This window comes from Myxococcus sp. AM011 (assembly GCF_013372595.1).
GTDB classification, from domain to species: Bacteria; Myxococcota; Myxococcia; order Myxococcales; family Myxococcaceae; genus Myxococcus; species Myxococcus eversor.
Map to the genome: position 1 here is coordinate 17,313 of NZ_JABXEM010000095.1, position 19,490 is coordinate 36,802.

Annotated in this window: 17 protein-coding genes; 11 read left to right on the forward strand and 6 right to left on the reverse strand. The window is 69.0% G+C overall.

Features of this window, described 5'->3' with window-relative positions; all coding sequences use genetic code 11:
• Positions 1 to 58: 58 nt before the first annotated feature.
• The 4 genes from HUW62_RS20840 to rpoZ all read left to right on the forward strand — a co-directional run bounded on the left by HUW62_RS20840 (position 59) and on the right by rpoZ (position 4,171).
• Entirely contained in the window at positions 59 to 1,690 is a 1,632-nt protein-coding gene (locus HUW62_RS20840) for an MFS transporter (RefSeq protein WP_163862611.1), read from the forward strand.
• A gap of 103 nt (positions 1,691 to 1,793) precedes the next feature.
• Positions 1,794 to 3,434: a phosphoglucomutase (alpha-D-glucose-1,6-bisphosphate-dependent) gene (gene pgm / locus HUW62_RS20845; RefSeq protein WP_163862608.1), complete on the forward strand. Its 1,641-nt coding sequence runs from the start codon at positions 1,794 to 1,796 to the stop codon at positions 3,432 to 3,434.
• Positions 3,435 to 3,446: 12 nt separating this feature from the next.
• Entirely contained in the window at positions 3,447 to 3,800 is a 354-nt protein-coding gene (locus HUW62_RS20850) for a DoxX family protein (protein WP_176435406.1), read from the forward strand.
• 131 nt (positions 3,801 to 3,931) lie between these two features.
• On the forward strand, positions 3,932 to 4,171 hold the full coding sequence (gene rpoZ / locus HUW62_RS20855) for a DNA-directed RNA polymerase subunit omega (RefSeq protein ID WP_163862605.1): 240 nt from the start codon (positions 3,932 to 3,934) through the stop codon (positions 4,169 to 4,171).
• 10 nt (positions 4,172 to 4,181) lie between these two features.
• On the opposite strand, the gene HUW62_RS20860 is transcribed toward rpoZ, so the two are convergent.
• The 3 genes from HUW62_RS20860 to HUW62_RS20870 are packed head-to-tail and all read right to left on the reverse strand — an operon-like array spanning position 4,182 to position 5,961.
• A complete protein-coding gene (locus HUW62_RS20860) occupies positions 4,182 to 4,661 on the reverse strand; it encodes an NUDIX hydrolase (RefSeq protein WP_163862602.1) in 480 nt (159 codons plus the stop codon).
• A 39-nt stretch (positions 4,662 to 4,700) separates the two neighbouring features.
• Positions 4,701 to 5,342, reverse strand: a complete 642-nt coding sequence (locus HUW62_RS20865) for a hypothetical protein (protein ID WP_163862598.1) — start codon at positions 5,340 to 5,342, stop codon at positions 4,701 to 4,703.
• A gap of 19 nt (positions 5,343 to 5,361) precedes the next feature.
• Positions 5,362 to 5,961 (reverse strand): hypothetical protein, encoded by a 600-nt coding sequence (locus HUW62_RS20870; RefSeq protein ID WP_176435407.1) that lies wholly within the window; start codon positions 5,959 to 5,961, stop codon positions 5,362 to 5,364.
• A 413-nt stretch (positions 5,962 to 6,374) separates the two neighbouring features.
• On the opposite strand from HUW62_RS20870, the gene groES reads away from it, so the two are divergent.
• The 6 genes from groES to HUW62_RS20900 all read left to right on the forward strand — a co-directional run bounded on the left by groES (position 6,375) and on the right by HUW62_RS20900 (position 12,344).
• Positions 6,375 to 6,665, forward strand: coding sequence for a co-chaperone GroES (gene groES / locus HUW62_RS20875; RefSeq protein WP_163862591.1), 291 nt, complete (start codon positions 6,375 to 6,377; stop codon positions 6,663 to 6,665).
• Positions 6,666 to 6,705: 40 nt separating this feature from the next.
• A complete protein-coding gene (gene groL, locus HUW62_RS20880) occupies positions 6,706 to 8,349 on the forward strand; it encodes a chaperonin GroEL (RefSeq protein ID WP_163862588.1) in 1,644 nt (547 codons plus the stop codon).
• Positions 8,350 to 8,500: 151 nt separating this feature from the next.
• Positions 8,501 to 8,758: a glutaredoxin 3 gene (gene grxC, locus HUW62_RS20885; protein ID WP_163862585.1), complete on the forward strand. Its 258-nt coding sequence runs from the start codon at positions 8,501 to 8,503 to the stop codon at positions 8,756 to 8,758.
• A gap of 96 nt (positions 8,759 to 8,854) precedes the next feature.
• A complete protein-coding gene (locus tag HUW62_RS20890; protein WP_163862582.1) occupies positions 8,855 to 9,253 on the forward strand; it encodes a hypothetical protein in 399 nt (132 codons plus the stop codon).
• 464 nt (positions 9,254 to 9,717) lie between these two features.
• A complete protein-coding gene (locus HUW62_RS20895; RefSeq protein ID WP_163862805.1) occupies positions 9,718 to 11,103 on the forward strand; it encodes a sigma 54-dependent Fis family transcriptional regulator in 1,386 nt (461 codons plus the stop codon).
• Between the two features lie 38 nt (positions 11,104 to 11,141).
• Positions 11,142 to 12,344 carry a hypothetical protein gene (locus HUW62_RS20900; protein ID WP_176435408.1) on the forward strand — a complete coding sequence of 401 codons (1,203 nt, stop codon included), beginning with the start codon at positions 11,142 to 11,144 and terminating at the stop codon, positions 12,342 to 12,344.
• A gap of 90 nt (positions 12,345 to 12,434) precedes the next feature.
• On the opposite strand, the gene smc is transcribed toward HUW62_RS20900, so the two are convergent.
• On the reverse strand, positions 12,435 to 16,034 hold the full coding sequence (gene smc, locus HUW62_RS20905; protein WP_176435409.1) for a chromosome segregation protein SMC: 3,600 nt from the start codon (positions 16,032 to 16,034) through the stop codon (positions 12,435 to 12,437).
• A gap of 335 nt (positions 16,035 to 16,369) precedes the next feature.
• On the opposite strand from smc, the gene HUW62_RS20910 reads away from it, so the two are divergent.
• Entirely contained in the window at positions 16,370 to 17,083 is a 714-nt protein-coding gene (locus HUW62_RS20910) for a hypothetical protein (RefSeq protein WP_240356112.1), read from the forward strand.
• A 29-nt stretch (positions 17,084 to 17,112) separates the two neighbouring features.
• On the opposite strand, the gene HUW62_RS20915 is transcribed toward HUW62_RS20910, so the two are convergent.
• Together HUW62_RS20915 and HUW62_RS20920 are read right to left on the reverse strand one after the other, a co-directional pair.
• Positions 17,113 to 18,540 carry a hemolysin family protein gene (locus HUW62_RS20915; protein ID WP_176435410.1) on the reverse strand — a complete coding sequence of 476 codons (1,428 nt, stop codon included), beginning with the start codon at positions 18,538 to 18,540 and terminating at the stop codon, positions 17,113 to 17,115.
• Between the two features lie 3 nt (positions 18,541 to 18,543).
• The gene (locus tag HUW62_RS20920) at positions 18,544 to 19,359 is read right to left on the reverse strand and encodes a lipopolysaccharide assembly protein LapB (RefSeq protein ID WP_141644800.1); all 816 of its coding nucleotides are present in this window, start codon (positions 19,357 to 19,359) and stop codon (positions 18,544 to 18,546) included.
• Positions 19,360 to 19,490: the final 131 nt, after the last annotated feature.

A 19,490-nucleotide genomic window follows, 5' to 3' on the forward strand; every position in this document is an offset into this window, starting at 1 on the left:
AGCGGAAGCGCGCGGGACACCCTGGGCCGCGTGCACGGCTGGTATAGAGTCCGCCGCCATGAGCGAGCAGCAGGGCAAGAGTACGGAGCAGACAGCACGGCCGGGAACCTGGGCCAGTCTGGCGCGGGCCATGGCCTCCTGGCGGACGGCCTCCGTCACCCTGCTCTCGTTCTCCTCGGGCCTGCCGCTCGGACTGGTGTGGATCGCCATCCCCGACTGGCTTCGCAGCATCGGCGTGGACATCCGCGTGGTGGGCATCATCACGCTGGCGCAGGCGCCGTGGTCCTTCAAGTTCCTCTGGTCACCGCTGATGGACCGCTATGTGCCGCCCTTCTGGGGCCGGCGGCGGGGCTGGATGGCGGTGGCGCAGGTGGCCCTCTTCGCCACGACATTGGCGCTGGCGGGAATCGGAGAACATCCGGAGACGGCGTGGGTGGTGGGCGCGCTGGCCATGGCGGTGGCGTTCTCCGCGGCGACGCAGGACATCGCCATCGACGCGTACGCGGTGGAGGTGCTGCGCAAGGAGGAGCAGGGCGTGGCGGTGGGCGCGCGCGTGGCGGTGTACCGCGCGGCCATGTTCATCGCGGGCTCGGCGGCGATCACGCTCGCGGGCCGCGTGTCGTGGAAGTGGGTCGTCATCGGGCTGGCGGCGCTGTACCTGCCCATGCTCATCGTCACGCGCTTCGCGCCGGAGCCGGAGGAGACCTTCACGCCTCCGAAGTCCCTCAAGGACGCCGTCTGGTATCCCTTCGTGGGCTTCCTCGCGCGGCACCGGGCGCTCGAAATCCTCGCCTTCGTCTTCCTCTACAAGCTGGCCGACAACCTCGGCGGCACGCTGTTGCGGCCCTTCCTGGTGGACATGGGCTACAGCGACCTGCACCGGGGCGTGGCTCTGGGCACCATCGGCCTGTTCGGCACCATCGCCGGCACGCTCGTGGGCGGCGCGTGGACGACGGTGCTGGGTCTGGGCCGCGCGCTCTGGGTGTTCGGCGTCATCCAGATTGTGTCCAACATCGGCTACGTGCTCGTCGCGCGGGCGGGAGCCCCCACGCCGTGGCTGATGTACATCGCCATCGGCTTCGAGAACGTGACGCAGGGCCTAGGCACCGGCGCCTTCTCCGTGCTGCTGATGCGGCTGACCCAGAAGCGCTTCTCCGCCACCCAGTTCGCGCTGCTCTCCAGCCTCTTCTCGATTCCACGCGTCGTGGCGGGTCCCATCGCCGGCTTCCTCGTGTACGCCATCGGCTGGGAGCCCTTCTTCTGGTTCACCATGGTGGGTGGCATCCCCGGCCTGCTGCTGCTCGCGCGCTTCGTGCCGCTGGGCGTGAAGGACCCGGACTTCGACGTGCAGAGTCGCCCCACCACCCGCGCCGTCACCCGTCCCGTCCTCCTGGGCAGCGCGGCCTTCGCGGCCGTGGTGGGCATGGTGCTGGGCGCGATGACGACGGCGCTGCTCACCGCCGTGCAGAACCTGCGCAAGGCCCCCGAGAAGGGCTTCGACTTCGCCACGCCCTTCACCGCGCTGTTCCAGCCCTCGGGTGTCACCGACTGGGTGACGCTGGCCGGCATCGTCGTCTTCGGGTTGACGGTGGGCCTGCTCACCGCGGCCGTGCTCGCCGCGCGCTCCGGGGCGTTCTACCTGCCCGAGCAGGAGGCGCCCCCCACCCCCTCCGGCGCCGCCGGCTCTTAGCGAGGCACCCGCTTCGAGCCCGGGAGGGTCCGGGTCCACCCGAGGACAGCTCCCTCACAAGGGTTGTCCATCCGTCGCGCGCCGCGTTTATGTTGGCGGCGACATGGCCCATCCCCTCGCTGGAAAGCTCCCGCCGGAAGACCTCCTCATCGACCCCGAGAAGCTGTGCGCGCGCTACTACGCGGAGCATCCCGACGTGGCCGTGCCCGAGCACCGCGTCGCCTTCGGCACGTCCGGCCACCGGGGCTCCTCCGCGCGCACCAGCTTCAACGAGGCCCACATCATCGCGGTGACGCAGGCCATCTGCGAGTACCGCCAGCAGCAGGGCATCGACGGGCCGCTGTACCTGGGCATGGACACCCATGCGTTGTCCGCGCCCGCGCAGCAGACGGCGCTCGAGGTGCTGGCAGCCAACGGCGTCCAGGTGCGCTTCACCGACGGCGCCACGCCCACGCCGGTCATCTCCCACGCCATCCTCACGTACAACAGGGGCCGGGGCGCCGGGGGGCTCGCGGACGGCATCGTCATCACCCCGTCCCACAACCCGCCCGAGGACGGCGGCATCAAATACAACCCGCCCAACGGCGGCCCCGCGGACACGAACGTCACCGCGGGAATCGAACGCCGCGCCAACGCGCTGCTCGCCACCCGCAACGCGGGCGTGAAGCGCACGCCGTACGAGAAGGCGCGCACGGCCCCGACGGTGAAGCCCTACGACTTCATCACGCCCTATGTCGAGGACCTGGGCACCGTGGTGGACATGGAGGCCCTGCGCGGCGCGAAGCTGCACATCGGCGCGGATCCGCTGGGAGGAGCCAACGCCGCGTACTGGGAGCCCATCGCCACGCGCTACGGGCTGAACCTGCGCGTGGTGAACCCGACGGTGGACCCGACGTTCCGCTTCATGCCGGTGGACCATGACGGGAAGATCCGCATGGACTGCTCGTCGCCGTACGCCATGGCGAACCTGGTGAAGCTCAAGGACCAGTACGACATCGCCTTCGGCAACGACGCGGACTCGGACCGGCACGGCATCGTCACCCGCTCCATCGGGTTGATGAATCCCAATCACTACCTCGCGGTGGCCATCCACTACCTGTTCCAGAATCGGCCCGGCTGGAAGGCGGACACCGCCGTGGGCAAGACGCTGGTGAGCAGCGGCCTCATCGACCGCGTGGCCGGAAGCCTGGGCCGGCGCGTCGTCGAGGTGCCGGTGGGCTTCAAGTGGTTCGTGGACGGGCTGCTGGACGGCTCGCTCGGCTTCGGTGGCGAGGAGAGCGCGGGCGCGTCCTTCCTGCGCCGCGACGGCACCGTGTGGACCACCGACAAGGACGGCATGCTGTTGGACCTGCTCGCGGTGGAGATTCTCGCGCGCACCGGCAAGGACCCGGGGCAGCACTACCAGGAGCTGGCGGAGCGCTTCGGCACGCCGTACTACGCGCGCATCGACCAGGCGGCCACGCCCGCGCAGAAGTCCGTGCTGAAGAAGCTCTCACCGGAGGCGGTGAAGGCGACGAGCCTGGCCGGAGAGCCCATCCTCCAGCGCCTGACGCGCGCGCCCGGCAACGACGCGGACATCGGCGGGCTCAAGGTCGTGGCGCAGAACGGCTGGTTCGCCGCGCGGCCGTCGGGCACCGAGGACGTGTACAAAATCTACGCGGAGAGCTTCCGCGACGACGCCCACCTCCAGGCCATCCTCCAGGAAGCACGCGCCATCGTCGACACCGCCTTCGCGGGGGCGTAGGACTCCCCGCACATGGTGAAGACCGTCCTGATGTACGTGCTCGGCCTGTTCATGGTGGCCGGTGGCATCAATCACTTCGTGAACCCGCGCGCCTACGTGCGGATGATGCCGCCGTACCTTCCGTGGCACGGCCCGCTGGTGTTCCTGAGCGGCGTGGCGGAAGTCCTGCTGGGCGTGGGCCTGCTGGTGCCAGCCACGCGAGGGGGGTCCGCCTGGGGACTCATCGCCCTGTTCGTCGCCATCTTCCCGGCCAACCTCCAGATGGCCCTCCAGCCAGAGCGCTTCAAGAAGATTCCCCGCCCCCTGCTCTGGGCCCGGCTGCCCCTCCAGGTCGTCCTCATCGCCTGGGCCTGGTGGTACACCTGATCCAGAGGTCCGGGCGGGACGGCGCCTGTCCGCCCGGCGGCCCTGCCCGTGCGTCCTTCCTTGACTCCCCCCGGGGTGGTCTTTAGTTTTCACCGTTTCAGGTAGCCCCACCGAAATCCGAAGGACGTTCCATGGCTCGCGTCACAGTCGAAGACTGCCTCCCCCTCGTCGACAACCGGTTCGCGCTGGTGCTGCTCGGTGCGAAGCGCGCGCGTCAGCTGATGGCCGGCGCCCGCCCCATCATCGAGAGCTCCAAGAACAAGCCCCCCGTGCTGTCGCTGCGCGAGGTGGCCACCGGCCGCGTGAAGTTCGACCGCGACGTGCGCGAGGCGCTCTCCGGGAAGTACACCCCCGAAGAGGCCCGCAAGTAGTCTTGAAGTCCTAGGTTCCCTTCCCCTCGGGCCTCACGGCCGGGGAAGGGGCCTCCGGGATGAGCCCCTGGGCGCGCATCCACCGCACGGCGCGCGCGGCGACGGCCTTCTCTCCCTTGTAGCCGAGCAGCGGCACCAGTTGGACGACGGGCACCCAGCGCACCTCGTCCACCTCCACGCGCGGCCCCGGCAGCGGCCCCAGCGCGCCTTCCTGGTACCGGAAGAGGAAGAAGTGGACGCGCTTGAAGATGCGCTGCCCCCGGAACTGGTAGACGTAGCGAATCTCACCCAGCGGCGCGACGAGCGCGGCGGTGAGGCCCGTCTCCTCATGCACCTCGCGGCTCGCCGTCTGCTCCGGCGTCTCGCCCGGGTCCACGTGTCCCTTGGGCAGCGCCCACAGGGGACGGCCATGCGGACGGATGACGACCACCTCCCAGGTGCCGTCACTCTCCCGGATGACAATCCCGCCTGCGGACGCCTCGCGTGGCATGCCCACCTACCCTAACCGAAGGCGGAGGGCCGCGGGGACTCAACCACCGTGGACGAAGTGACTCAGCTTCGCGTCCGCCCCCAGCCGGTAGGCGTACCGCAGGTCCGACAGCAGCCGGTCCAACCGCCGTTGGGAGACGTGCCCCATCATCCGCGAGCAGAAGCGCCGGGAGACGCGGTTGGCCTCCTCGTACCGCCAGCGCTCCTGGGTGGACAGCTTCTCCCGGTAGGACACCCGGTCGAACAGCCGGGTGAGCAGTTCCTGGGCCCACGCCTCCACCCCCTCCCCCCAGCGGGGCAACAGGCAGATGGCGAACTTGTCCACCTCCGCCTGCGCCTCCAGCTCCAGGAGCGACACCGTCCGCCCGTGCGCCGCCGTGTGGGCCATGTAGAGGAAGTGGCTGACGCCCTCGGCCACCTGGCAGTAGCCCCCGAGGTCCCCATCCAGCAGGTACCCCAGCGGCCCGGCCTCGTAGGGCTTCAGCCGGTCGAGCAGCGCGGGGGACAGGTACAGCGCCATCTCCAGCGCGTCCCCCGACTCGTGCACCAGCAGCTCCTCGTCGCTGCGGCCCGTGGCCCCCAGTTGGACGGCGGCCTCCGTGTCCACCACGAAGACCTCCGCCCGAGCTTCGCACGTGAAGCCATAGATGGCCTCCAGGTGGTCCTGAACGCGGCCAATCATCGCGACCTCCGTGCCACCGCTAGTTGGGAAGCTGCCCCTTCGCGTGCGGCATCATCCCCGCGTCCACCAGCACCCGCTCCAGCCTGTCGTTCCCCGTGCGCGCCCACGACTCGTAGACCTTCAGCGCCCCGGAGGGCCCGGCCTGGACCATGCCCCTGGCCGAGATTTCCTCCAGCACCTCCACCACCGCGCGGAACTTGTCGTGCAGCTCCCGGTACATCCCCGCGAAGCCCGCTCGAGGGGACAGGTCCGCCACCTGCCCGTACGCCGTGCCTCCCATCTGGATGTAATAGTCCGGACCCACCACCCCACCCTGGAGCGCGCCGGAGAAGAAGCCCACGGTGTAGAGGGAGACATCCCCCAGCCGCCGCAGCGTCCGGATGCGCGCCTCGCGCTCTTGCTGGAGCGCCTGGTGGTAGAGCAGCGCCAGGGGCTCGCGGCCCTTGCGGCCGTCCTCCTGGCGGTCGAACAGCATGTCGGTGCTGGCGAAGTCCACCAGCAGGTTCACCAGATAGAACTCCGTCACCTCTTCCAGCGAGACGCGCTGACGCGAAGTGACCTCGTCCAGGAGCGACTTGAAGAACTCCTTCAGCGACAGGGACGCCACCAGTTGACTCATCGACACTCCCGTCCTTCCACCCGGCCGACAGCGCCTTCGGGAATAACGGAACGGTAACAACCGACCCCCCGCGCCGCAAAATCAGGTTTCAATGATTCCAAGCACTTGCGCTAGCACTCGACCTCTGAGAGTGCCAATTTCCGCGTGCGGGGGCGGCGAGCAGCCGTCCTCCGCCGCAGGTCCGCGGTGCGGGGAAAAAAGCAGCAATGCCAGGCGTTTGGCATGTCGAAGCGCGGGCCGTCAGCGTCGCTTGACGGGTCGACTTCCCTGGTTATTATCCGCCGCGCCTAGGCGTTAGCACTCGCGAGGTGCGAGTGCTAAATGCCGCGGGTCGTCACGGCCCTTTTCAACCCCCAGTGGTGCCAAGAGCCGCCCGGAGCTCCCGGACGGAGGCGCCCATCAAGGAGCAGACCATGAAGATTCGTCCCCTGCAGGATCGGCTCATCGTCAAGCGGGTCGCCGAGGAGAACAAGACCAAGGGCGGCCTCTTCATCCCGGACACGGCGAAGGAGAAGCCCCTCGAGGGCAAGGTCATCGCCGTCGGCAACGGCAAGGTGCAGGAGGACGGCAAGGTGCGTCCTCTCGACATCAAGGCCGGCGACACCATCCTCTTCAGCAAGTACGCCGGGACCGAGATCAAGCTCGACGGCGAGGAGCACCTCATCCTCCGCGAGGAGGATGTGCTCGGGATCATCGAGTCCTAATCCGGCATCCCCCACCCCTTCACTTTAAGGAATCCCCATCATGGCGAAGGACCTGCTTTTCGACGTACGCGCCCGCGAGGCCATCCTCCGTGGCGTCAACATCCTGGCCGACGCGGTCAAGGTGACCCTCGGCCCCAAGGGCCGTAACGTCGTCATCGAGAAGAGCTTCGGCTCCCCCACCATCACCAAGGACGGTGTGACGGTGGCGAAGGAAATCGAACTGGAGAACAAGTTCGAGAACATGGGCGCGCAGATGGTGAAGGAGGTCGCGTCCAAGACCTCCGACGTCGCCGGTGACGGCACCACCACCGCCACGGTGCTGGCGCAGGCCATCTTCCGCGAGGGCGCGAAGCTGGTGGCCGCCGGGCACAACCCGATGGACATCAAGCGCGGCATCGACAAGGCCGTCGCGGTCATCGTCGCGGAGCTGAAGAAGCTCGCGAAGCCCACCAAGGACAAGAAGGAGATTGCCCAGGTCGGCACCATCTCCGCCAACGGCGACGCCACCATCGGCCAGATCATCGCGGACGCGATGGAGAAGGTCGGCAAGGAGGGCGTCATCACGGTGGAGGAGGCCAAGGGCCTGGAGACGACGCTGGACGTCGTCGAAGGCATGCAGTTCGACCGCGGCTACCTGTCTCCGTACTTCGTGACGGACCCGGAGCGGATGGAGGCGGTGCTGAACGACGCGCTCATCCTCATCCACGAGAAGAAGATCTCCTCGATGAAGGACCTCCTGCCCATCCTGGAGCAGGTCGCTCGCGCCGGTAAGCCCCTGCTCATCATCGCCGAGGAGGTCGAGGGCGAGGCCCTGGCCACCCTGGTGGTGAACAAGATCCGCGGCGTGCTGAACGTGTGCGCGGTGAAGGCGCCGGGCTTCGGCGACCGCCGCAAGGCCATCCTCGAGGACATCGCCACCCTGACGGGCGGCCGGATGATCGCCGAGGACCTGGGCATCAAGCTGGACACGCTGACCCTGCAGGACCTGGGCAAGGCCAAGCGCGTCACGGTCGACAAGGACAACACCACCGTCGTCGACGGCGCGGGCAGCCAGCCGGAGATCGAGGCGCGCGTGAAGCAGATCCGCGCCCAGGTCGAGGAGACCACCAGCGACTACGACCGCGAGAAGCTCCAGGAGCGTCTGGCGAAGCTCGTGGGCGGCGTGGCCGTCATCAACGTCGGCGCGGCCACCGAGACGGAGATGAAGGAGAAGAAGGCCCGCGTGGAGGACGCGCTCAACGCGACCCGCGCGGCCGTCGAGGAGGGCGTGGTTCCTGGCGGTGGCGTGGCCTACATCCGGTGCCTCAAGGCGCTGGAGGGTCAGACGTTCGCCGAGGGTGAGAAGTTCGGCGTGGACATCATCCGCCGCGCCGTCGAGGAGCCCCTGCGCCAGATCGTCGGCAACGGCGGCCTCGAGGGCAGCGTCATCGTCAACAAGGTCAAGGAAGGCACGGGCTCGTTCGGCTTCAACGCCGCGACGGGTGCGTACGAGGACCTGCTGGCCGCGGGCGTCATCGACCCGGCCAAGGTGAGCCGCACGGCGCTGCAGAACTCCGCGTCCGTGGCGTCCCTGATGCTGACCACCGAGGCGATGGTGGCCGAGCGTCCGAAGGACGAGAAGGACGCCCCCGCCGGCGGTGGCGGCATGGGCGGCATGGGCGGTATGGGCGGCATGGGCATGTAGTCGCCCCCCCACCCCGGGCTTGTCGTCCGGGGTGGACGCACCACAGGCGGCCTCCGGTTCCTCTCAGGGAGCCGGGGGCCGTCGTGCTTTCATGCGCCCGGTGGCGCGCGGAAGGCCACGCCCTTACGTTGGGAATGAAGGAGGAGACACCGTGAAGCCCGTGAAGATCTACACCACGAACTACTGTGGCTTTTGCGTCCGCGCGAAGGACCTGCTCAAGCGCAAGGGCGTGGACTACCAGGAGCTGGACGTCACCGGAGACGACGAGGCGCGCGAGAAGCTGGTGGAGATGAGCGGAGGCCAGCGCACCGTGCCCCAAATCTTCATCGGCGAGACGCACGTCGGCGGGTACTCGGACCTGGCCCAGCTCGACAAGGAAGGCAAGCTGGAGCCCATGCTCCAGGCCTGAGTCGCAAGCAGGCGGGCGAGCGCCCTTCACGGGGCCGCTCGCCGCGCCGTGCCTACCTTACCGCCATGGCGGACCACCCTTTCTCGGGAGGCGGCAATGGCAGGTGAAGACGCGCACGACAACGTCATCAGCACGCTGTACCACCTGCTCAAGGGCGCCTCGACGGCGGAGCAGTTCATCCAGGACGCGGAGCGAGCGGGAGACCCGGAGCTGGCTCAGTTCTTCCGCGACTGGCGGGAAGAGCAGCGTCACCTGGCGGAGCGGGCGAAGAACCTCCTGGGCGCGCGACTGGGCTCGCCGCGGAAGGCTCCGGACACGGATACGTCCACCGGTCGCAAGCGCGGCGCGGGCTCGGGCAAGCCTTCCACGAAGGGGCCCGTGTACCGGGACCAGAGCAACGCCGGGGTGAAGTCCGGAGGAACCAGCTCGGACGACCTGGTCGACGAGCTTTCCAAGGAGTCCTTCCCCGCCAGCGACTCGCCCTCGACGTACTGATTGGGCTTGGTCCGCGCGTGACGCTGGATTCGCGCGGGGTGTTCGTCTTGGATGCCGGCCGTGAGCTTCTCGAGCGGCCCTTCCCACCCTGGACGACGACTTCCGGCGCACGTGCGGCCGGAGAGCGCCCGAGGGCCTTGCTCCAGTCGCGCGACACCGCGCTTGCACGGCGACGAACGTGCGCTGGTGGACAGTTCCCGACGAAGCCGAGCACGCCGGCCCCAGACGTCCATGGCGTACTGGGGCCACGTGCATGTGCACCGCCGAGAACCCGCCAACGACTCACCGCTGTCTCCCCGGCTCCGGGCTCCGCGCTCGGGGTCTTCCTTCTTCCGAGGGAGGCTCGCGTGCAACAGCCCTCCAGGAAGAATCTTCCACTCTCGTTGCCCTGGGCTGATGGGGCACGAGCAGATGGTGCGTCGGGCTTGCCCGCCCGGTCCCCTCGCACCTAAAGAGGACCCATGATGGAACCCAGGCCCGAGGTCACCCAGACCACCCAGACGGACAAAGAAGAAGGCCGCACCACCCGCATCCCCATTCACGAGTGGACCGTGGAGGTGGTGTCCGGCCCCGACAAGGGAAAGAAGGTGACCACCCAGGATGGCTTGGTACGGGTGGGCTCGGACCCCGCGAGTGACCTGGTGTTGACGGACACCACGGTGAGCCGCCGCCACCTCGAGGTGGAGCGCACGCCGCGCGGTCTGCTCTTGCGCGACACCGGCAGCCGCAACGGAACCTTCCTCGACGGGCGTCAGGTGCTCCAGGCGTACCTGGGGCGCGGCGACAAGGTGGAGCTCGGCAAGACGAAGCTGGCCGTGAAGGTGGCCGCGAAGCCCACCGAGGTGGAGCTGGCGGGGGCCGAATCCTTCGGCGCGCTGGTGGGCTCCTCGGAGAAGATGCGCTGGGTCTTCACGGAGCTGCGGCGCGTGGCCCGCGAGGACATGAGCCTGCTCATCGAAGGCGAGACGGGCACCGGCAAGGAGCTGGCGGCGCGCGCGGTGCATCAGCACTCGTCGCGGCGTCACGGCCCCTTCAAGGTGGTCGACTGCAACCTCATCTCCGAGGAGAAGGCGGAGCGGGAGCTGTTCGGCGGCCTGCGCGCGAGCGACCCGGAGGACAGGGAGGCGCGCGGCGTCTTCGAGGCCGCCCGGGGAGGCACCCTCTTCCTGGATGAAGTGGGCGAGCTGCCGCTGATGGTGCAGGGCAAGCTGTTGCGCGTGCTGGACGCGCGCGAGGTGCCCTCGCTGGACGGCCAGCCGGTGCCGGTGGACGTGCGCGTCATCGCCTCCACGCACCGCAACCTGGAGGAGGACGTGCGCCAGGGCCGCTTCCGCGCGGACCTGTACTTCCGCCTCGCCGTCGCGCGCGTGCGCCTGCCGCCCCTGCGCACCCGCCGCGAGGACCTGCCCTCGCTGGCGCAGGCCCTGTCCCAGACGCTGCGCGCCAGCGTGACGCTGACGCCCCAGACGCTCGCGCTCTTCGAGGGCTACGACTGGCCGGGCAACGTGCGCGAGCTGCGCAACGTGCTGGAGCGCGGCGCGCTGATGGAGGAGACGGGCAACACCAGCTGGCTGGACTTCCTCGCCCAGCCGTCGCGCCGCCCGGACGGACAGCCGCCCGGCACCCACGTGGCCACGCTCGTCACCGGCATGCCGTACCACGAGGCGAAGGACAGGGTGCTGGCCGACTTCGAGCGCCTGTACTTCGCCGAGGTGATGCGCGAGGTGGGCTTCGACATGAAGGCCGCCGAGCAGCGCACCGGGCTGTCCATGCAGAGCCTCTACCGCCTGCTCAAGAAGAACGGCCTTCGCCTCAAGGACCTCAAGAACGCCGAGGGCCTGGAGAAGTGAAAGCCCCCTTGCAGTTCCACCCCAGGGAGAACAACCGCATGTTGCGTCGTCTCGTCGTAGCCTCCGTCGTCTTCACCGCCGCCTGCGCCGGTCAGCAGAAGCCCGCCGAGAGCGCCGACGCGGCCGCCAAGCCGCTGACCACCGAGGAGCGAGTGCGCATTGGCAACCAGCCCGCGTTCGACGTGGCCACCTGCTTCCCGCGCGAGCTGACCCTGCCGGCCTCCAACCAGGGCGTGCTGGTGGGCGCCATGCTCACCACCCGGCCGGAAGTGCTGGAGTGTCTCGTGTCCCCGGAGAACCGGGGCCCCGCCGAGAAGACGGTCGCCTCGGTGAAGACCACCGTGACGGACGCGGGCGGCACGCACGCAGTCACCGGGGAGAACCTCACCCCCGCGGGCACGCAGTGCATCCAGGCCGTGGTGGACAAGCTCGTCAAGCCGAAGCCCCTGACCAAGGGCGCCCAGCCGCTGGAGTCCACGGCGACCTTCGAACACGACACCTCGGCCAGCGCCACGGTGAAGTTCGGCGTCAACGACGGCTCGGACTTCTCCGGCGCCGTGCGCCTGGCCCAGCAGGGCTGGTGCGACTGCTACGCCAACTTCAAGGAGCAGACGCCTCCGGTGCTGACGTCCCACGTGACGCTCACCAAGGGCCAGCCCGTCGCCGAGGTGACGTTCGACGCCTCCGGCAGCACCGAGGGTGACCAGCTCGCCGCGTGCCTCAAGACGAAAGTCGTCGCCGTGCCCGCGAAGCTTGCCACGGACAAGCTGAGCTACCCGCACCGCTTCGTCCACTTCAACTCGGGTGCCACCGAGGCCGCCAACGCGCTGCCTCCCCAGCTGCGCTTCTTCCAGCTCGAGGTCGTCCGCAACCAGCGCGCCGCGGACGCGGCCATCGCCTTCGGTTCCCGCGCGGCGGCCGCCGAGTCGTTCGAGGCCGTGGTGGCCAAGTACCAGAAGACCAAGGACTACAAGCTGTTCGACGAGCTGGCCGGCAAGTGCAACGCGCTGGTGGAGGCCGCGCAGGGCTGGGTGAAGGCGCTGGAGGCCCAGCAGGCCGTGGACCAGGCCTCCGTGGCGCTGGTGCAGGAGCTGAAGACGACGGACGCCGAGGGTTGGACGCCGGTGGAGACGGCCAGCCAGGCGGCGCTGACCAACACCCAGAAGGACCTGACGGCCGCCCAGGCCCGCGCGGACGCGGACCAGAAGGCGTGCCCGAAGAAGACCTACAAGGGCAAGTAGCAGTCCCCCAGCAGGGCTGAAACGCACGAAGGCGCGGGACCCGAACTTCCGGGACCCGCGCCTTCTGTGTTTCCAGCGTCGTGAGGACGACTACGCGCTGATCTTGTCGTCGTTGGCCGCGCTGGCCTCGCTGATGCGCACGCTGACGAGCTTGGAGATGCCCGGCTCCTCCATGGTGACACCGTAGAGGGTGTTGGAGACCTCCATGGTCCGCTTGTTGTGGGTGATGAGGATGAACTGCGACTGGCTGCTCATCTCCTTCACCATGTCGTTGTAGCGGCCCACGTTGCCCTCATCCAGCGGCGCGTCGACCTCGTCCAGGAGGCAGAAGGGCGTGGGCTTGATGAGGAAGATGCCGAAGATGAGGGCCACGGCGGTGAGGGCCTTCTCGCCACCGGAGAGCAGGTTGACGCTCTGGAGCTTCTTGCCCGGCGGCTGGGCGACGATTTCCACGCCCGGCTCGCCGTTGGGCCCGTCGTTGGTGAGGACCAGGCTGGCCCGCCCGCCGCCGAACAGGCGGGGGAAGATGGCCTGGAACTTCTCGTTCACCACGTCGAAGGTCTGCTTGAAGCGCTCGCGGCTGGTGGCGTCGATGCGAGTAATCGCCTCGCGCAGCTGCTCCATGGAGGACTGGAGGTCCTTCTTCTGCGCGATGAGGAAGTCGAAGCGCTTGGACAGCTCCGCGTGCTCGTCGATGGCGGTGAGGTTGATCTCCCCCATCTTCTCCACCTGGGCGCGCAAGTCCTTGAGCTCGGCCTCCGTCTCCGGGGCCAGTGAAGGCAGGAGGTGGTAGCGGTGCAGCTCCAGCGCCAGGTCCACCTGGTGCCGCTCGCGGATGCCGGCCGACAGGTGCTCCAGCTCCAGGGCAATCTCGCGCTCGCGCAGCGAAATCTGCGACAGCCCCTGCATCAGCTCCTCCACCCGGCCGCGCAGCTCGCGGAACTGGGCGTCCTGCTCCCGCACCTCCGTGGAGGCCGTGGTGTGCGCGGTGCGCCGCGCCTCCAGGCCCTCCGCGGCCACGCGGTGCTCTTCCACGCGCTGGGCCAGCCCCGCTTCCGTCTCCGCCGTGCGCCGCGCCAGCTCCTCGGTGCGCGAGCCACCCTCGGCCAGCGTCGCCTGGAGGCGCGCCACGCGCGTCTCCATCTCCCGGCGCTGCGTCACCAGGCTGTCGAGCTCCTTGCGCGCGGACTCGCCACGCTCGCTGCCGGCGGCGACCTTGATGCGCAGCCCCGTCAGCTCGCCGTTGGCCGTCTCCGAGCGCTGGCGCAGGGACTCCTGCTCGGAGGAGAGCTGCCGGACGCGCTCCTCGCGCGCCTCCCGGTCCGTCTGGCCATGGGCCACCTCGCCCCGGCTCGTCTCCTCCTCGTTGGCCAGCGCCATGTGGCTCTGCCCCAGCTGCCCGTCCTCCTGCTCCTGGGCCCGCAGGCGCTCGCGCACCTTCGCCAGGTCCTCACCGGCTTTGTGGAGGTCCTTCTCCTGGCTGGCGAGGTTGACCTCCTCGGCGTGCTGGTTCTTCGCCAGCCCCTTGAGGACGCCCTCGGTGTGCCCCATCTGCTTCTGGAGCGTGTAGTGCCGGGTGAGGATTTCGTTGTAGCGCTCCTCCACCCGGGCCACCTCGGTGGCCAGCTCCGCGATTTCGCGCTTCTTCTGGAGCGCGCCCACCGCCGCGCCCTCGCGCTCACCGCCGACAATCGTCCCGTCCGCGCGGAAGACCTCGCCCTCCTGCGTGACGAGCGTGCACTGCGGGCCACCGGCCTCCGAGTACGCGCGCGCCGACGCCAGGTCCTGGACGATGACCACGTCGCCCAGCAGCATCCGCACCACGGGCGCCAGGGCCTCCTCGCACGTCACCTCGCGCAGCGCGTGGGCCAGCACGCCCGGGCGCTCGAAGTCCGGCTCCAGCACGGGCTGCAGCGTGTCCAGCATGGGCACGGGCAGGAAGCTGCCTCGCCCCTCCGCGTGGCCCTTGAGGTACTCCACCAGCTCCACGCCCTTGTCGCGGCTCTCCACGATGACGTGCTGGAGCCGCTCACCCAGGGCGGCCTCCACCGCGCGCTCGTAGCGCTGGGTGACGGTGAGCACGTCCGCCACGAGGCCGAAGATGCCCTGCTCCCGGGCCACCGTGCCGGCGCGCATCATGACGGCGCGCACGCCCCGGTCGAACCCGTCGTAGTTCTTCTGGATGTCCTCCAGGGACGACAGGCGGCTGCGCTTGTCGCTCAGCTCCTCGCGCAGGGCGATGACCTGGACTTCGTTCTCCGTGAAGGTCGCCCGGGTGCGGGAGAGGGCGTCCTCCTCCTGCCCCTTGCGCTCGGCCAGCTCCGCGGCGAGGTGCCGGGTGTCCTCCACCCGCTTCGCCACGTCGCCGCGCACCGACTCCAGCTCCGTCTCCTGCGCGCGCAGCCCGTCCAGCTCCGCCTGGAGCCGGGCCCGGCGCGCCTCCAGGTCCGTGCGCTGGCGGGCCAGGTTGACCAGGTTGCTCTCGTGGTTGGCCAGCCGGGAGGCCACCGCCACCAGCCCGGCGCGCTCCTGCTCCAGCCGCAGGGCGACCTCCGTCTGGAGGTGGTTGACGCGGCGCAGCTCCTCCTGCGCCACCTGCATCGCGACCTCGTCCTCCTTCCACGAGCCGGCGATGCCGGACAGCTCCGCCTCGCGGGCGGCCATGGCGTCGGACATCTCCGCCTGCCGCGCGAGCAGCCCGTCCAGCTCCGCGCGGGCCTGCGTCACGCGGCTGTTCGTCTCGTCGAAGTCACGGCGGCCGTAGGCCAGCTCCTGCGTGTCGCGCTGCACGGAGCTTTCCAGCGCGTGCACCTCCGCGGCCAGCGTCTGGAGGGCGGCGGCCTCCGCGTCCAGCTCCGCGCGGCGACGGGTGATGGCCTCCTCCAGCTCCTTCACCCGGTCCAGGCTCTCGCGCTCCTCGGAGCCCAGGTTCTGCAGGCGCGACTGGAGGACCTGCTTCTCCGCCAGCAGCTCCAGGTGGCGGTGGCTGGCCGCGTGCAGGTCGATGTCCCGCATGCGCTGCTTGAGCTTCTTGTACTTCTCCGCCTTCTTCGACTGGCGGGACAGCGCGTCCAGCCGCTTCTCCAGCTCGCTGGTGATGTCCGTCACGCGCAGGAGGTTGGCCTCGGTGGCCTCCATCTTCCGCTCGGCGGCCTTGCGGCGGGCCTTGTACTTGGTGACGCCCGCGGCCTCCTCCAGCAGGTGGCGCCGGTCCTCCGGCTTGCTGGAGACGATGAGGCCCACGCGGCCCTGCTCGATGATGGAGTAGGCCTTGGTGCCCACGCCCGTGCCCAGGAACAGCTCGGTGATATCCAGGAGCCGGCACAGCGTCTTGTTGATGAGGTACTCCGAGTCCCCGTTGCGGAACAGGCGCCGCGTGACGGTGATCTCCGAGTAGCCCTGGTACTGGGGCGACAGCTGGTCCGTGTCATCCACCAGGAAGGTGAGCGACACCTCCGCCATGGACAGAGGCGGCTTGTTCTCCGAGCCGTTGAAGATGACGTCCTCCATGCCGCGGCCACGGAGGTTCTTCGCGCTCTGCTCACCCATCACCCAGCGGATGGCGTCCACGACGTTGGACTTTCCACAGCCGTTCGGGCCGACGATGCCGGTGACGCCTTCGTCGAAGGTGAAGACGCTGCGCTCCATGAACGACTTGAAGCCGGTGATGTCCAACCGCTTGATACGCATGCCAGCGGGCTCCTGGATGAAGCGCGAGATACGAAGTGAAAAGTGAGCGCGAGGCCGAAAAATCGGCCTCGGAACGATCAGCAGGAGTACCAGCCGCCATCCAGGCGATCAAGCGTGACCATGCCACGCGTGGCCATACGTTCGGCTGCTTGCCCTTCAAAAGGACGGGAGTCTGACAGGAGGGTCCTCTCTTGGACTTGCGCCCTGGCCGCCCCACCCTACCTTCCCATTGACTTTTCTGGAGGTTGCGTACGTACCAGCCCTTTCTTGCCCTGACGCTCCTTCTGGGAGCGTCCCCTACGCCGGAGGTAACACCCCGGTCTGACACGCAGGCGGTGCAAGCCGCTCCGGCCGCCTGCCCCCACCCGTATTTCCCGTTGGAAGAAGGGCTGACGCTCACCTACCGGGCGGGCAGGTCGTCGGAGATGGTGCTGAGCACCCACGACGTGACGCCGACGCCGGAGGGGCTGCGCGGCAAGGTGGCCGTGAAGCTCAAGGGCCGCCAGGGAGAGACGGAGGCCACCTGCACCGCCGCGGGCATGAGCACGGGCCTGGGCGGCCTGGAGGGCACGCTCCTGTCCGCGTCCGGCATGGATGTGCAAGTCGTCAGTTCGGAAGGCATGGCGGTTCCCGCGCTGTCGAGCATGGTGATTGGCGGCACGTGGAAGAACAGCCTGTCGGTGAAGCTCCAGCCCCCCGTGGGAAAGACGAACGGCATCCGGCCCATCATCGCCACCACGTTCGACAAGGAGTCGACCGTCGTGGGCGAGGAGGAAGTCACCGTGGCGGCCGGCACTTTCAAGGCGCTGAAGGTGAAGAACATCGTCACCGCGCGCGCCAGCCGCCCCGGCTCAGAGGGCCGCTCCATGGAGAGCCACATCTGGTTCGCCCCGGGCGTGGGCATCCTCAAGCTGGCCACGGCCGAGGGCACTGATTTGGAGCTGCTCAAGGTGGAGCGGCCCCAGCCCGTGCAGGCCAAGTCCTCCGGCAACGCGAAGCGGCCCGTGAAGAAGGCCGCGGCCGACAAGAAGGTGCCTTCGGCGCCCTGAGCGGAGCCCGGACGCCCGGGACTTCAACGCTACGTGGACTCTCCGCCCGAAGAAGCGGGCGGTGTCTCGTCCGGGGTGCCCTGCTGCGGCTCTCCCGGGCCCGACGACGACGGCGTCTCCGTGGTCGGGCGCGGCGCGGCGGCGCGGGACTGGGGCTCCACCGTCACGCGGACGACGCGGGGCCCGTCCACCTCCTCCACCAGGATTCGCCACATATCCAGCCGCAGCGAGTCCCCCTTCTCCGGGACGCGCCCCAGCTTCGCCATCAGGAAGCCGGCGATGGTCGTCACCTCGCCCTCTTCGTCCTCATCCAGGTCGAAGGTGACGTCGAGCCGCTCCTCCAGGTCATCCAGCTGCGCCGTGCCCGGAAGCTCGAAGCGCCCACCCGGCAGCGAGCGGACCTCATCCATCCGCCGGCCCAGCTCCGCCACGTCGCCGACGACTTCGGCCACCACGTCGGAGATGGTGACGAGGCCCGACGTGCCGCCGTGCTCATCCACGACCAGGGCCGTCTGACGGCGCCGGCGGCGGAACTCCGCGAGCAGTTGCTCCAGCGTCGCGTTCTCCGGGATGAAGAGCACCGGCCGCTGCACCTGCGCCAGGCTGCGCAGCTCGCCGCGCGACAGGAGGAAGAAGAGGTCCTTGGCGTTCACCACGCCCTCCACCTCGTCCAGGTTGCCCCGGCACACCGGCAGCCACGTGTGCCCCGCGGCGCGCGCGTCGGAGATGCACTTCTCCAGCGGCTCCTCCACGTCCAGGAACTTCACCTGGTTTCGCGGCACCATCACCTGCCGCGCCGTCTTCTGCGCCATCTCCAGCGCGCGCTCCAGGAGCTCCGCGCGCGCCGTCGTAATCGCCCCCGCCTGCGCGGAGCTGTGGAGGATGACGCGCAGCTCATCCTCGCTGTGCGCCTCGTGCGACTCCCCCACCGAGTGGAGGCCGAAGGCGCGCAACACCCACGCGGCCAGCCCGTTGAGCAGGATGATGGCGGGATAGAAGAGGAAGTAGAATGCCCGCATCGGCAGCGCCACGGCCAGCGTGGTCGCCTCCGCGCGCTGGATCGCCAGGCTCTTGGGCGCCAGCTCTCCCAGGACGATGTGCAGGAAGGTGATGATGCTGAAACCGATGACCACCGACACGGTGTGGGCCAGCGTGGGGCTCGCGCCCTCGGGCACCAGCTGCGTCAGCACGGGCTCCAGCAGCTTGGCGAAGGCGGGCTCACCCAGCCAGCCCAGGCCCAGCGAGGCCAGCGTGATTCCGAACTGCGTGGCGGACAGGTACGCGTCCAGCTTCTCCACCATCCGCAGCGCCTGCGCGGCGCCCGGCGTGCCCTCGTCCACGAGCGACTGCAGGCGCGTGGCGCGAATCTTCACGATGGCGAACTCGGTCGCCACGAAGAAGCCGTTGGCGAAGACCAGGAGGATCGCCAGCCCCAGGAACACCCATTCCATTCCCATGGCTCAGAACAAGGCGTCGAAGTCGGCGTCGCCCTTGAGCGCGTCGAACATGGGGTCCGTGGACAGCCACCCCATCACCTTCTGACGGTCCGCCGTGAGCGCCGCCTTCAGGTACTGCACCGCGTCCTTCGGCCTGCCCCACAGGGCGTACAGCGCCGACAGGTTGTAGTTGAGCAGCAGGTCCTCCGCGTTCAGCGCGCGCGCCCGCTCATACGCGCGCTCGGCCTCCGCGTAGAAGCCCTTCTGCGCGTAGCAGATGCCCAGATCCAGCTGCGCCTCGAAGTTGTCCGGCTCCAGCCGCACCACGTCCTTCAACAACGTAATCGCCGAGCGGTAGTCGCCCTCGTCCATCATCAGCGCCGCCAGCTCGTGCCGGGGGAACGCGTCCTGGGGGTCCAGCTCGATGGCCGCCTGCAGCTCGCGCATCGCCTCTTCCACCCGGCCCTGGTCCGCGTACGTGAGGCCCAGGTTGAGGTGCGCGTCCGGGTACTCCGGATCCAACTCGATGGCCTCCTTGTACTCCTCCACCGCCATCTCCCCGGCGTGCGTGGAGAGGAAGCAGGCCAGGTTGTAGTGCGCCGTGGCGCTCTCCGGCTCCAGCTTCAGGGCGGTGAGGTACTCGGTGAGGGCCTCGCGGAAGAGCTTCTTCTCCGCGTAGACGGTGGCCAGGTTGTCGTGCGCGTGCGCCGAGCTCGGGTCCAGGTCGATGGCCTTCTTGAACTCCTTGATGGCCTCGTCCAGCCAACCCCGGTCCGCCAGCTCGATTCCACGAGTGTTGTGCTCGTCGGAGAGCGCGATGTTGTCCTTTTCCCGGGCCATGAGAGCGCCGGGCAATCTACGCGTCGCGCAATGAAGGGTGCAAGGTAGAGTTTCCCTCCGTCCATGCGCCACGCCGCCCTCCTGCTCCTCCTGTTCTCCGCCTCACTGCTGGAGCGTGGAGAGCGAGGCCC

Excerpts from the sequence above, each read along its gene's own strand:
- groES (WP_163862591.1), top strand. The coding sequence starts at position 6,375 with ATGAAGATTCGTCCCCTGCAGGATCGGCTCATCGTCAAGCGGGTCGCC.
- HUW62_RS20920 (WP_141644800.1), bottom strand. The coding sequence starts at position 19,359 with ATGGCCCGGGAAAAGGACAACATCGCGCTCTCCGACGAGCACAACACT.
- rpoZ (WP_163862605.1), top strand. The coding sequence starts at position 3,932 with ATGGCTCGCGTCACAGTCGAAGACTGCCTCCCCCTCGTCGACAACCGG.
- HUW62_RS20890 (WP_163862582.1), top strand. The coding sequence starts at position 8,855 with ATGGCAGGTGAAGACGCGCACGACAACGTCATCAGCACGCTGTACCAC.
- groL (WP_163862588.1), top strand. The coding sequence starts at position 6,706 with ATGGCGAAGGACCTGCTTTTCGACGTACGCGCCCGCGAGGCCATCCTC.
- HUW62_RS20865 (WP_163862598.1), bottom strand. The coding sequence starts at position 5,342 with ATGATTGGCCGCGTTCAGGACCACCTGGAGGCCATCTATGGCTTCACG.
- HUW62_RS20870 (WP_176435407.1), bottom strand. The coding sequence starts at position 5,961 with ATGAGTCAACTGGTGGCGTCCCTGTCGCTGAAGGAGTTCTTCAAGTCG.
- HUW62_RS20895 (WP_163862805.1), top strand. The coding sequence starts at position 9,718 with ATGGAACCCAGGCCCGAGGTCACCCAGACCACCCAGACGGACAAAGAA.
- pgm (WP_163862608.1), top strand. The coding sequence starts at position 1,794 with ATGGCCCATCCCCTCGCTGGAAAGCTCCCGCCGGAAGACCTCCTCATC.
- HUW62_RS20840 (WP_163862611.1), top strand. The coding sequence starts at position 59 with ATGAGCGAGCAGCAGGGCAAGAGTACGGAGCAGACAGCACGGCCGGGA.
- HUW62_RS20915 (WP_176435410.1), bottom strand. The coding sequence starts at position 18,540 with ATGGGAATGGAATGGGTGTTCCTGGGGCTGGCGATCCTCCTGGTCTTC.
- smc (WP_176435409.1), bottom strand. The coding sequence starts at position 16,034 with ATGCGTATCAAGCGGTTGGACATCACCGGCTTCAAGTCGTTCATGGAG.
- HUW62_RS20860 (WP_163862602.1), bottom strand. The coding sequence starts at position 4,661 with ATGCCACGCGAGGCGTCCGCAGGCGGGATTGTCATCCGGGAGAGTGAC.
- HUW62_RS20850 (WP_176435406.1), top strand. The coding sequence starts at position 3,447 with ATGGTGAAGACCGTCCTGATGTACGTGCTCGGCCTGTTCATGGTGGCC.
- HUW62_RS20900 (WP_176435408.1), top strand. The coding sequence starts at position 11,142 with ATGTTGCGTCGTCTCGTCGTAGCCTCCGTCGTCTTCACCGCCGCCTGC.